This window comes from Citrobacter sp. wls613, from assembly GCF_005281195.1.
Lineage (GTDB): Bacteria > Pseudomonadota > Gammaproteobacteria > Enterobacterales > Enterobacteriaceae > Citrobacter > Citrobacter gillenii.
The window spans coordinates 65,313-77,515 of sequence record NZ_SZXN01000021.1 but is presented as its reverse complement, the minus strand read 5'-3'; the positions used below and the strand labels follow the sequence as shown (position 1 = coordinate 77,515).

The 12,203-nt window shown below is 53.8% G+C and carries 11 protein-coding genes; 1 reads left to right on the top strand and 10 read right to left on the bottom strand.

What is annotated here, in order from left to right:
- Window positions 1–125 precede the first annotated feature (125 nt).
- Window positions 126–1,988: a bifunctional glutathionylspermidine amidase/synthase gene (gene gss / locus FDX01_RS04000; protein WP_115257498.1), complete on the bottom strand. Its 1,863-nt coding sequence runs from the start codon at window positions 1,986–1,988 to the stop codon at window positions 126–128.
- A gap of 152 nt (window positions 1,989–2,140) precedes the next feature.
- A complete protein-coding gene (locus FDX01_RS03995) occupies window positions 2,141–4,429 on the bottom strand; it encodes an FdhF/YdeP family oxidoreductase (RefSeq protein ID WP_137399270.1) in 2,289 nt (762 codons plus the stop codon).
- Between the two features lie 217 nt (window positions 4,430–4,646).
- Between FDX01_RS03995 and yghU the strand changes: the two genes are divergently transcribed.
- Window positions 4,647–5,513, top strand: a complete 867-nt coding sequence (yghU, locus tag FDX01_RS03990; protein WP_096755684.1) for a glutathione-dependent disulfide-bond oxidoreductase — start codon at window positions 4,647–4,649, stop codon at window positions 5,511–5,513.
- A gap of 55 nt (window positions 5,514–5,568) precedes the next feature.
- On the opposite strand, the gene hybG is transcribed toward yghU, so the two are convergent.
- The 8 genes from hybG to hybO are packed head-to-tail and all read right to left on the bottom strand — an operon-like array spanning window position 5,569 to window position 12,132.
- The gene (gene hybG / locus FDX01_RS03985; RefSeq protein WP_096755683.1) at window positions 5,569–5,817 is read right to left on the bottom strand and encodes a hydrogenase maturation factor HybG; all 249 of its coding nucleotides are present in this window, start codon (window positions 5,815–5,817) and stop codon (window positions 5,569–5,571) included.
- Window positions 5,818–5,847: 30 nt separating this feature from the next.
- Window positions 5,848–6,189: a hydrogenase maturation nickel metallochaperone HypA gene (gene hypA, locus FDX01_RS03980; protein ID WP_096755682.1), complete on the bottom strand. Its 342-nt coding sequence runs from the start codon at window positions 6,187–6,189 to the stop codon at window positions 5,848–5,850.
- Window positions 6,182–6,670, bottom strand: coding sequence for a hydrogenase-2 assembly chaperone (gene hybE, locus FDX01_RS03975; RefSeq protein WP_096755681.1), 489 nt, complete (start codon window positions 6,668–6,670; stop codon window positions 6,182–6,184). The genes hypA and hybE overlap by 8 nt, the downstream gene beginning before the upstream one ends.
- A complete protein-coding gene (locus tag FDX01_RS03970; RefSeq protein ID WP_115257493.1) occupies window positions 6,663–7,157 on the bottom strand; it encodes a HyaD/HybD family hydrogenase maturation endopeptidase in 495 nt (164 codons plus the stop codon). Before FDX01_RS03970 ends, hybE begins: the two co-directional genes overlap by 8 nt.
- The gene (gene hybC / locus FDX01_RS03965) at window positions 7,157–8,860 is read right to left on the bottom strand and encodes a hydrogenase 2 large subunit (RefSeq protein WP_115257492.1); all 1,704 of its coding nucleotides are present in this window, start codon (window positions 8,858–8,860) and stop codon (window positions 7,157–7,159) included. Before hybC ends, FDX01_RS03970 begins: the two co-directional genes overlap by 1 nt.
- Window positions 8,857–10,035, bottom strand: coding sequence for a Ni/Fe-hydrogenase cytochrome b subunit (gene hybB / locus FDX01_RS03960; protein WP_096755678.1), 1,179 nt, complete (start codon window positions 10,033–10,035; stop codon window positions 8,857–8,859). The genes hybC and hybB overlap by 4 nt, the downstream gene beginning before the upstream one ends.
- Window positions 10,025–11,011 carry a hydrogenase 2 operon protein HybA gene (gene hybA, locus FDX01_RS03955; protein WP_096755677.1) on the bottom strand — a complete coding sequence of 329 codons (987 nt, stop codon included), beginning with the start codon at window positions 11,009–11,011 and terminating at the stop codon, window positions 10,025–10,027. Before hybA ends, hybB begins: the two co-directional genes overlap by 11 nt.
- A gap of 2 nt (window positions 11,012–11,013) precedes the next feature.
- The gene (hybO, locus tag FDX01_RS03950) at window positions 11,014–12,132 is read right to left on the bottom strand and encodes a hydrogenase 2 small subunit (RefSeq protein ID WP_096755676.1); all 1,119 of its coding nucleotides are present in this window, start codon (window positions 12,130–12,132) and stop codon (window positions 11,014–11,016) included.
- Window positions 12,133–12,203 lie beyond the last annotated feature (71 nt).

Below are 12,203 nucleotides of genomic sequence, written 5' to 3'. Positions count from 1 at the left end.
CTCATATCAGGAACTTGTTCGCACCTTCCCTAGATAAATGACAATCACAGCCATTGTAAAAACAAATAAAAAAGCCGGAGACATACCCCGGCTTCTTTAGCGCAATCAGAAACAGACCTGAAAGGTTACGCCCCTTTCACTACAATAAGCGGTTCGATATCACTCTCTTTTTTAATCACCAGCGAATCGTCACCGCGCAGACAGGTGCCGCCGTAGTTACCGCCCACGGTGAACGTGCAAACCTGAATATATTTACCGGCAACGTTGGGCAGACACCAAAGCTGCTGATAAATGTTCTTCTGTTCAGCAAACTTACCGCTGGTCTTATCGAGCAGTTCTTCCTCGTGACTGACCAGATCGATGTTGCTGCCACAACGTCCTGCAATAGGTTTCACGGCATAACCGGTTCTCGCCAGCTCGTCGTTAACAGTGAAGTCAGTATCAAGCAGATAGCGATGATGAGGGAACAGTTGCCACAGGATCGGTAATATTGCTTTGTTGCCGGGAATAACCGTCCACAACGGCTCGAAGACCAGCACTTCCGGGCGCAGCAGAACATCAATCAGTCGTACTTCCTGGTGAGTATGTCCGGTACGAATTGGCACGGCAGCGTATTCGGTTTCGCTCACCTCACGCACTTGCTCGATCGCGGTTTCCCATGCCCAGGTTTTCCAGACGCAATTTACCAAACGACCGTCGCCGTCAATCAACTGGCCGGCATCATCCCAGCGTAATTCGTCCAGTCCGCGGAGGATTTTGCTGTCAAACCCGGCCTGATGCAGCGCCTGCTGCATAAACTGCGCATGGTAGTTCTCTTCAATGTCCTTGTCCTGCATGATGTGAACGAAAGGACGTGCGCGACTGTGCTTCCAGGCGCCGGCCAGTTCGTTGATCAGCCCTTCTGCAGGATTGTGCCCGCGCCCACGGTAGCCTTGCTCAGCCCAGCGTTCAAGGATCAGGCCTGCTTCGGTATGGCACGATGCGGAATCGGCGTTGTACTCGTACACCTTCAGCCCGCGCTCATCCATACAAAAATCCATACGACCGGTGATCATATGGTGCCGACGACGCTGCCATGAGAGGCGCAGACGCGGCCAGAGAATTTTTGGAATATCGAACAGCGCCAGCAGGTTATCGTCTTTCAGCACTTTGTCGGTGGCGTGCAGATACATCAGATGCAGTTCGTTGGTCGCTTTAATTAGCTCCTGCTCCGCGCTTTCAGTAATGGTGAAGTACTGATGCGGATCCCGATTGATCACATGACCATTTGCCAATACGTAGGCTTTTTGCAACGGATCCTGCTCGTTCAGCCACTTACCATCAAACTGTCCACTATCTTCCAGTCTCGCGCCGCCAATCTTCAGGGCGTCATTGTCGATCTCTGGCTGCGGCAGACTGTAGCGGGTATCGTCAGTTTGGATCATCCAGCCGAGGATCGTGGTGTCATCAAAGGTATCACGCAGGGTGTAGTGACCATTTTCAACCACCATCTCCAGCTCGCGGGTCCACTGCTGTCCGGGAGGCAGCGGCGTGTGGATCACGTTCTGTTCAGCAATACGGATTTTATTTTCCAGCAACTGGGTGACGACCGCCACATGGCCCGTTTCGTTGAACTCACCGCCTTTTTGCCAGATAAGTAGAGCGCCTGCTACCGGCGCGCGAGGTGAGCCATTAGGGAATGCTTGTAACGGCAGAATATTGTCGTTCACTACTTCGCGCAGGAAACGCAAGGAGAAAATCTCCCAGGCCATACCCACATCGGTGAAGACTACGCCATAGTTGAGAAAGAGAAAACGGCGCGCGAACTCGACGCACTGCCATTTGTGGCCCATGTATTCGTCGTCGATATAGCTGCGAAACGCAGCATCATCGTCGTAGTCCCGTGGGTCAAGGGAGCTGTAATCTGAAGAGTAGATTGCTACGCCGCCGGGGGCGTAGCCCAATAATGTCCCGAATGGGGCATCCTGACTGGTCGTTCCTTTGCTCATGCACCTTACCTCAAAACAATACAGCCTGAGCAGGGTGGCGTGAATTTTTCGCTCTGATTGCCTGCTCTGCGACACTAACCGGACAGAGGTTGACTTATCATACACCTCAACGCAGCGGCTGGCGCTCAGAGGCGAAAAATTCGTAGCAGGAGCTACGCTTTACTGAGGATAACCGGCACGCTTTTATAAGCCGGGGTCAGACTTTCAGTATCGACCGCATCGAGCGACAGCAGCACATTCGCTTCCGGCAGATACGCGCCGATCGAACCCGCCGCCATGTCGTAAATGACGACCGTTAGCCCGTGCATCATACGATCCACGCAAGGCTTACCGTGGTCATCCAACGCTTGGACGTTAACGACATCGCCCTGAGTCAGCCCGCGGGCCGTTGCTTCCACGGCGCTTAAAAACACCACATCACGTCGCCCGCTAATGCCACGATAGCGATCGTTCATGCCATAAATAGTAGTGTTGTACTGATCGTGGCTACGCAGTGTGGCCAGCACCAGCGCCTCAGCAGGCTGGTTTTCCCGCTCGACTGCACGCTGGCGACTGACGACAAAATTGGCTTTACCGTTTGCGGTGTGCCATTCACGCCGCGAAGCCGGCGTATCCATACGAAATCCACCGGGCTCGGCAATACGCGCGTTATAATCGCGAAACGCCGGAATAACGGCCTCGATGGCCTCGCGAATCAACGCATAGTTCCCGGTCAGCGCTTCCCAGTTTACCGGCGAGTGGGGAAGCGTGGCGCGAGCCAGCCCCGCCACAATCGCCGGTTCCGATTTTAGCCATTGAGAGGCCGGTTTTAGCGCACCGCAGGAAGCGTGGACCATCGACATAGAATCCTCGACGGTTACTGACTGAATACCCGTTGCCTGCATATCGCGTTCGGTTCTGCCCAGCGCGGGTAGCAGATAGTTGTGTTTTGCCAGCAGCAAATGCGAACGATTGAGCTTGGTCGCAATGTGAACCTGCATATCCAGCTTTTTCATCGCCTCGAAGGTACGCTGCGGCTGAGGCATCGCCACCGCCAGATTCCCGCCCATGCAAATCAATGCCTTCGCCTCACCACGCTCTATCGCCCGAATACTTTCCACGCTGGAGCGACCATGCTGACGCGAAACGTTGATAGAAAAATGCGCTTCCAGGCGCTGCAGGAAGTCTTCTGATGCCGCCTCGTTAATCCCTACGGAACGGTCGCCCTGCACGTTGGAATGCCCGCGCAGTGGGCAGATCCCCGCCCCCGGTTTGCCCATATTGCCTTTCAACAACAGCAGATTCACCAGTTGCTGGACGTTCTCGGTACCGTTTTTATGCTGGGTGATACCCAGTCCATAACAAATGATCGTCGCGCGAGATTTGTTATAGCTGTGTGCCAGATCTTCCATCTGGCTGCGCGTCAGGCCAGAGTCCTGCTCCAGTTCAGCCCAGCAACATTGGCGTAAATCGTCATACAACGCCGAATAACCCGCGGTATGTCCATCGATAAATTCATGATCGAGCGTCGGTTGCTGACCCAGCAAGATCCGCGCTTCATCCATTTCGATCAACGCCTTCATGATGCCTTTGAGCAGCGAGGCATCACCGCCCATTTTGACCTGGTAGTAATCGCTGCTAAGTGCTGTCGTCTGGCCGGTGAACATCTCTTTCGGGCTTTGTGGGAAGCTAAAGCGCTCAAGTCCGCGCTCGGTAAGCGGGTTAATTGAGATAATTTTAGCCCCGCGTTTGGCAACGTCGCGTAACGTGGTCAGCATGCGCGGATGGTTGGTGCCAGGATTATGTCCGATGCAAATCACCAGCTCACACTGTTCAAAATCATCAAGCTCCACGGTCCCTTTCCCAAGACCAATGGCCCGCGTCAGCCCGGCACTGGTTGGGCCATGACACATGTTTGAACAATCCGGGAAGTTGCTGCTGCCGTATTCGCGGGCAAACAGTTGATACAGGAACGCCGCCTCATTTGAGGTTCTACCGGAGGTGTAAAACTCAACCTGCTGTGCAGAGTCATAGCTGCGCAGTCGCTCGCCGATTTCCTGAAACGCAATGTTCCACGCCACGGCCTGCCAGGTATCCGTCACGGCATCGTATTTCATCGGGTGCGTCAAACGGCCTATATTTTCCAGCGCATAATCACTGTACTGCCAGAGTGCCGATACCGGGTGGCGGCTGAAAAATGCAGGTGAGGCTTTCTTACTGGTGGTTTCCCAGGACACTGCTTTTACGCCGTTTTCGCACAGTTCCATCGGCGCACGATGGCTCGGATCGGGCCACGCACACCCCGGGCAATCGAACCCTTTCACTTGGTTCATTTTGAACATCGCGATAATGTCGCGCGCGACGGCCTTTTGCGAAAACACCGAAGCAGTGACGGCTTTTACCGCGCCCCACCCACCCGCCGGGCCCTGATAACCGCTTACTCCTGGAACACCATTTTTCATTGTTACTGCTTTTTCACCGCCAATTATTGAGGGTAGTACGGTAGCAATTTCCGTCCAACATTGATTTCCTCTTCATGGAGTACGGTCTGCGTACAATGAACGGGTTAGATTTATCTTCCCCTTTCAGCACAACACGACATAAAGTCCCAATCTGTTAAATTGAGTTCTCCCTAACTGCTACACTGCTTCAACACAACCACTCAGAAGGCAGGTCACTATGTCAGACAATACTTATCAGCCCGCGAAAGTCTGGACGTGGGATAAATCCAATGGCGGTGCATTCGCCAACATCAACCGTCCGGTTTCCGGTGCCACCCACGAGAAAACGCTACCGGTCGGCAAGCATCCGCTGCAGCTCTATTCGCTGGGTACGCCAAACGGTCAGAAAGTGACGATTATGCTGGAAGAGCTGCTGGCGCAGGGCGTGACCGGCGCGGAATATGATGCCTGGATCATCCGTATTGGCGAAGGTGACCAGTTTTCCAGCGGCTTTGTTGAGGTGAACCCAAACTCGAAGATCCCGGCACTGCGCGACCATTCGCAAAACCCACCGGTACGCGTGTTTGAGTCTGGCGCTATCCTGCTTTATCTGGCGGAGAAATATGGTTATTTCCTGCCTCAGGATTTGCCAAAACGCACTGAAACACTGAACTGGCTATTCTGGTTACAGGGCGCAGCGCCCTTCCTCGGCGGCGGTTTTGGCCACTTCTACAACTATGCGCCGGTAAAAATTGAGTACGCGATCAATCGCTTCACTATGGAAGCCAAGCGTTTACTCGACGTTCTGGATAAGCAACTGGCGCAGCATCAGTTTGTGGCGGGGGATGAATATACCATTGCCGATATGGCCATTTGGCCGTGGTTTGGCAATGTGGTGCTGGGCAACGTCTATGACGCGGCAGAATTCCTTGATGCGGGGAGCTACAAACACGTTCAACGTTGGGCCAAAGAGGTTGCAGCGCGTCCGGCGGTTAAGCGTGGACGGATTGTGAACCGCACTAACGGGCCGCTGAATGAACAGCTTCATGAACGCCATGACGCCAGTGACTTCGATACCAATACCGAAGACAAACGCCAGGGCTAACGCAAGATTCCTTATCCGGCCTACATATAAGGCGTAGGCCTGATAAGCGAAGTCGTCACGCGCTGGTGACGTCGTAATCCATGCGGCGTAACGCGTCTAACGTGGCTTTGGCTTCATCTTCATCGATGATGCTCATAGCGAATCCTACGTGCACCAGTACCCATTGCCCGACCAGCTCAGCCGGATCGCCTTCACAAATCAGGGCAATGTTGACATCGCGCTTGATACCGCAAACTTCAACCTGCGCAAGCTGGTGAATATCTTCACCGACGGTCAGAACCTGACCCGGGACTCCAATACACATATCTGACTCCGTCCCATAGCAACCTATGGGCTATTCGACTTCAATACTTTTCACTTTCAGTGAATCGCCGCTTTCAACCCGCAAACGATCGCCCTGACAACGTGGACATTGCGCATCATGCTGGGTAATTTCCACAACCTGACTGCAATCCCAACACCAGGCCTGAGCGGGTTTGTATTCAATGTGCAATGCACATCCCTGCGCGACCGTGCCCTGACAGACGATGTCAAAACTGAAACGAACGGCGCTCTCCTCAACGCAGGAGAGCGCGCCAATTTCCAGCCAAACGCCGGTAACACGTTTAACATCGTGCTGCTCTGCCTGCTGCTGAATAATCTCAACGGCGCTCTGGCAAAGCGACAACTCATGCATTTTCACAGCTCCGACGGCCCAACAGCAACGCGCGACGACCAAGTTGCGGTGCGTTCGGATCGCTCACCGGCAGCGATAACAACATTTTTGCACAATCGTCAGTCAGGCGGACACCCTCTTGTGCCGACATGCTGTGCGAAAGCGGCGACATTAACGAACAGGACAGGTATTGCGATACTCCATCTAGCTCGCCTACGGTAAATGTCATCTCACCATACGGTAAACGCAGCCCCATTTTCTCGCTGACTTTTCGCAGGGGCCAGATCTGATCTGGCCCAGGAAAAATCAGCGCGCTCAGCATCCAGGGCGTGATCACACACCCCGTCCACTGGCCTTCAAACAGCGTAAAATCAGAGACATACACCGGCATATTCGGATGCAGGAACGAGAGATCGTGCATCGAACGGCGGGCTACCTCTTCAAACGCGGCCTGAATCTGCGCTTTTGGGGCTGTCTGAAAGCCTAAAAACTCTTCAGACATGGGCCGCCTCCCGAGGGATGGCTTCCACACCCGATTCGCGCAGCGCGGCGAGAACCTGCTCAAGCGCAGGTTCAATCATGGCTTCAACCGTCGGCGTTAGCCCGATATGCGGCTCCAGCGATTCCGGAATAACGCCGACCAGAGTCAGCTTCTTCGGAAACTCGCCGGTAAAACGCAGGGCCGACAACACGTCGGCCAGGCCAAGCTGGTGCGGCGAGATTTTATTGGTAAACAGCGCCGGGATCTCTTCATCCCGCAGGACCATCATGGTTCCCGGCGTGCTTTTTCTCGACACAATGGCGTCAGCAATGATCAGATGATCTCTGTCCGCCATATCGCCGAGCAGCTCCATCCCCGCTGTACCGCCATCCAGAACGTCAACGAAATCAGGCAGGATGTACCGTTGCTCTAATGCCTCAACGATACGTACCCCGATGGCTTCGTCAGTCAGCAAAATATTGCCGACCCCTAAGACTAATATCCGCATTACAGAACCTTAACTGAGACGACTTCGTTCCCGTCAACGTCCACCACATGCACCGCACATGACATACAAGGGTCGAAGGAGTGAATAGTACGCACCACTTCCAGCGGTTTGTTCGGATCGGCGATCGGCGTGCCTACCAGTGAACGCTCATACGGTCCCACTTCGTCATTAAAGTTACGCGGGCCAGAGTTCCAGGTTGAAGGTACAACCGCCTGATAGTTGCTGATAATGCCGTCTTTAATCACCATCCAGTGAGAAAGCATACCGCGTGGTGCTTCGAGGAAGCCGACACCTTTGAACTCGCCAGTGGCCGGGATATTCGGTTTCACGAAGGTGGTGTGGTCGCCTTTGCCGATGTTTACGATCAGCGCGTTATACTGATTTTGCAGAACGTTCTGCAGTTCACAGCAGTGAACGGTACGACCAATGATACGACCCAGCGTCGAATGCAGCTGTGCCACTTCGATGGTTTTACCGGTCAGCTTGGTGTAAATCGCAATGATCTCATTCAGCTTGGCATGGGTAGACTCGCGTTTTGCCGCCAGTTTACACAGCATGTTAGCCAGCGGGCCCACTTCCACCGTTTTGCCGTAGAAGGTTGGCGCTTTAACCCAGGAGTATTTGCCATCGTCAGACCAGCCGGTGTAATCCGGAACCGTTGTTCCTTCCCACGGCGCCTGCGGCGCTTCGTCTTTGTACCACGCATGTTTCGCACTCTCCTGAATCCCTTTGATCAGGTATTCATCAGAATGAGAGGTGATCGGACGATAGGTCGACAGGTCTGCATCGGTAATGTAACCACCAGGGAACAGGAAGCTGCCGTTTTTGCCGTCAGTCGGGAATTCCGGCGCGCTCAGGTAGTTTACCGCACCCTGGCCGCGTTCCAGCCACTCCGGATAGAATGCGGCAATAACCGCGGTATCCACTTTGTACACCTGCTCAACAAAGTCGCTCAGCTTATCAATGAAGGACTTGATGTACATCAGGCGTTCAAGGTTCAGCACGCCAAGACCGTCGAGGTTGATTGGGTTCGCCACCCCACCGACCGCCAGGTTCTGGATGTGCGGTGTTTTACCGCCCAGCAGCGCCACGACGCGGTTGGCATCACGCTGGCATTCCAGCGCCTGCAGGTAGTGTGCAACTGCAATCAGGTTCACTTCCGGTGGCAGTTTCATTGCCGGGTGACCCCAGCAGCCGTTGGCAAAAATACCTAACTGACCGCTGGCAACCAGGTCCTTGATCTTGTTCTGAACCTTAGTGAACTCTTCCGCGCTGTTCAGGTGCCAGGTCGACACGCCGTTCAGCATCGCCGAGGCTTTTGCTGGATCGGCTTTCAGTGCGGAGGTGATATCCACCCAGTCCAGCGCAGACAACTGATAGAAGTGCACGATATGGTCATGCGTGGTGTGCGCTGCCAGAATGATGTTACGGATGTACTGCGCGTTCACGGGAACATCAATGTTCAGTGCGCTTTCAGCAGCGCGCACGGAAGAGATAGCGTGTGTGGTGGTACACACACCACAAATACGCTGCACAATCATCCACGCATCACGCGGATCGCGATTCTTCACGATCTCTTCCATGCCGCGCCACATGGTACCGGACGCCCATGCTTTTGATACCACGCCATTTTCGATTTCGCAGTCGATGCGTAAATGGCCTTCAATACGGGTTACCGGATCAATAGTAATTCTCTGGCTCATGCTTTGCTCGCCTCATGACGATTTTGATCGTTTTGTTTTAAAGGAGGAAGTATCGGCAGTAGACGAATGAGTACGATGTATGCACAAATCTCAATAGCCACAAAACCAATAGAAATCAACAGTTCTTCCCAGGTCGGGAAGTAGTGGTAGCCACCACCAGGATTGAACGCCACCAGCGAATAGGACAGACGCCATGTTGCACAACCCAGCAATGCGCTCAGCGCAGACAGGTACAGCATGCGCGAGTCATTTCGCAGTTTCGCGATACGCAGTACCACCAACGGGAAGACCATCAGCACAACCTCAAGCCAGAACATGGCTGAGTAGAAATCGCCTGCAAACGCATACGACAACTTGTCCCGATAGATCAGTTCACCAAAGCGTAGAACCACGAAGATCGCCAACAAGACGCTAATCGTATTCGTCAGTTTGATGAACAAACTCTTCTCGTCCGGCCCATTACCTTTCAGGCCGCTTTGTACCAGCGAACCTTCAAAGATGACGATCGAGAAGCCCATTATAAAGGCAGTAAGCACCGAGAATAGCGGCAGCATTTCATAGGCTTGCCACAGTGGATGCACCTTATTACCGGCAGAAATCATCAATGAACCCATTGAAGACTGGTGCATTGTCGGCAGCAGTGCGCCGAGGGCGATAATAAAGAACATCACTTTGTTCAGACGCTTGAGCGAAACTTTCCACCCCAGGCGTTCAAACAAGGCCGGCGCAAATTCCAGCGCCATGATGCCGATATAAATGGTCATACAGACTGCCGTTTCGAACAGCACCGAGTTCACGTTAAAGTGGCCCGGAATGTAGAAGTACGGCAGGTTCCAGTAACGACCGACGTCGATGGTGATCGACAGGCCACCCAGAGAATAACCAAACAGGCTCGCCAACAAGGCTGGGCGCACCAGCGGGTGATATTCCCCTTTGTTGAAAACATAGACCGCCCATGCCAGTGCCCAACCGCCACAGGCAAAACCGGTGCCGATCAACAGGTCAAACGCGATCCATACACCCCACGGGAATCCACCGTTCAGATCGGAGACTGAGCCCAACCCGAAGACCAGACGTTTTACGATCAGGAGCATACACAGGACGATTAACGGCCCAAAAATAATGACCGGCTTGCTGATTATTCTTCCGCCCAGCGGTTTAGGATCATGACTCATGATCGTCTCCTCCATCGTGATGGTCGTTTTTCATATTACGACGAACCAGCACGGTTATGCCCGCCAGCGCTGCCAGGGGTAAAATCATGCCCTTATACAGGGAATGTTGAACATGCTCAGAACGCGCACCGGTTGACAGATCAGCCAGCTGTGGGAGATCCAGATTTTCATAAGGAACGCCCGTCAGTACCAATACCTGCGTACCGCCGCCTTCTTTCTCGCCGTACAGGTGCGGGTAATATTTCGGCACCGTGTGCAGATAGGTATCGCTGTCTTTCACCGTCTGACGCGGATAGTGGTATTCGCTGCCAGGCTTCAGCGCCAGGCGTTTTTTCGCCTCAGCCATCAGCTCTTCGCGCGTACCAAAAATCACCGCACCGGCAGGACACACTTCAACACAGCCCGGTAAACCACCTTTATCCAGGCGTTCTACACCTTTCTGGTTACACAGCTCGCACTTATGGAGTGCACCAAACGGGTTGTTGTAGTCGTATTTAGGCACGTTGTACGGGCAAGCGACCATGCAGTAACGGCAACCGGTACAGACATCTTTGTCATAGTGGACGATGCCGGTTTTCGGATCTTTTTTCAGCGCGGAGACCGGACAAACAGAAACGCAGTTCGGATCGACACAGTGCATACATTGTTTCTTGATGTACGCGTAGCCGTTCTGCTCCTGGTCTTTGTTAACGCCTGTTCCACTACGCCACACCTGAATGATGTTATTGGTGTACGGTGACAGTTTGTCGTTGTTCGACCAGGTTTGCTCCCCCTCAGGGTTGCGCGCTGGGAAGTTGATGTCCTGACACTTGGTGACACAGGCCTGACAGCCGACACACAGCGTCGAGTCATACAGCATCCCAAGGGAACCCGGGATCGGCGGACGGTTTTCTGCAGCCGCATGGCTGACGGACGGCGCAGCGCCCAACAGCAATGCTCCGCCAGAAGCTGCTTTAATAAAGTTACGTCTGTTCACGGTTATTCTCCCCGTGAGTCAGCGTTATCTTTCTTTTGCTGACGTCCCAGTTCACGTACCGCCATCACGCTGACGCCGGCCACCAGTCCTACTACGCCACCCAGCAGCCCAATAGCCCCAGCAGAAATGTTGCCACCTTCTTTCAGGTTGACATCCGGCTTCTCTGAACGCGGAGTTTGGTTTTCCACAGAAGCGAGTTGGTGAATGCCTTTATGGAAACCGACGCCTTCTTCGTTACAGCCGTAGCAAGGGTGACCGATCGCCACTGGCCACACGCCGCCAACATCACAGAACTGTAACGTTGAGCAGTTGCCGTAGGTTTCTGGCCCTTTACAGCCCAGATGGTAGAGGCACCAGCCTTCACGATGGCCTTCATCGCCGAACTCTTTAGCAAAACGACCCGCATCAAAGTGCGGACGACGCTCGCAGTGTTCGTGGATCAGACGACCGTAGGCAAACGTTGGACGGTTTTTCGCATCCAGCTTCGGTGGCTTACCGTAGGTGATGATGTGTGCGACCGTTGCGAGGAAGTTATGCGGGTTCGGCGGACAGCCTGGGATATTGATGATGGTTTTGCCTGGCAGGACTTCCTGCAAGCCAACTGCCCCCGTTGGGTTAACGCCTGCGGCAGCAACACCACCCCATGCGGCACATGAGCCGATAGCAATGATCGCCGCAGCGCCTTCGGCCGCCTTGCGGATATGATCCACAATAGGCTCACCGGCAACCATGCAGTAAACACCGTTATCTTTCAGTGGGATAGAACCATCTACGACCAGAACATACTGCCCTTTGTACTTCTCCAGAGCGTTATGTTTGTTCTCTTCGACCTGGTGGCCGAAGGCGGCGGAAAGCACCTCATGGTATTCCAGAGAGATCGTCTCCAGGACGAGGTTTTCCACGGTAGGGTGTGTCGCACGAAGTAGCGATTCAGTACAGCCCGTACACTCCTGAGCACCTATCCAGATAACCGGCGGGCGCTGAGGGCGGGATACTGATTCCGCCATTTCTGCGGCGGCTTTGCTACTCAGCCCCATGGTAGCGGCCAATGCTGCACAAAGCTTCATGAAATCACGGCGATTGATGCCGTTCGAATTGATGAGAGAGTTATCTCCAGTCATTTTATTGTTATTCCGTTGCGAAGACCTGGCTTTTATTTTGCACCATTCGCATGTTGCTTATTGCGATCGGC

Bases quoted from the DNA above. Each gene is read 5' to 3' on its own strand.
- hybC (WP_115257492.1), bottom strand. From the start codon at position 8,860: ATGAGCCAGAGAATTACTATTGATCCGGTAACCCGTATTGAAGGCCAT.
- FDX01_RS03995 (WP_137399270.1), bottom strand. From the start codon at position 4,429: ATGAAAAATGGTGTTCCAGGAGTAAGCGGTTATCAGGGCCCGGCGGGT.
- hybE (WP_096755681.1), bottom strand. From the start codon at position 6,670: ATGTCTGAAGAGTTTTTAGGCTTTCAGACAGCCCCAAAAGCGCAGATT.
- hypA (WP_096755682.1), bottom strand. From the start codon at position 6,189: ATGCATGAGTTGTCGCTTTGCCAGAGCGCCGTTGAGATTATTCAGCAG.
- hybG (WP_096755683.1), bottom strand. From the start codon at position 5,817: ATGTGTATTGGAGTCCCGGGTCAGGTTCTGACCGTCGGTGAAGATATT.
- hybB (WP_096755678.1), bottom strand. From the start codon at position 10,035: ATGAGTCATGATCCTAAACCGCTGGGCGGAAGAATAATCAGCAAGCCG.
- hybO (WP_096755676.1), bottom strand. From the start codon at position 12,132: ATGACTGGAGATAACTCTCTCATCAATTCGAACGGCATCAATCGCCGT.
- gss (WP_115257498.1), bottom strand. From the start codon at position 1,988: ATGAGCAAAGGAACGACCAGTCAGGATGCCCCATTCGGGACATTATTG.
- FDX01_RS03970 (WP_115257493.1), bottom strand. From the start codon at position 7,157: ATGCGGATATTAGTCTTAGGGGTCGGCAATATTTTGCTGACTGACGAA.
- yghU (WP_096755684.1), top strand. From the start codon at position 4,647: ATGTCAGACAATACTTATCAGCCCGCGAAAGTCTGGACGTGGGATAAA.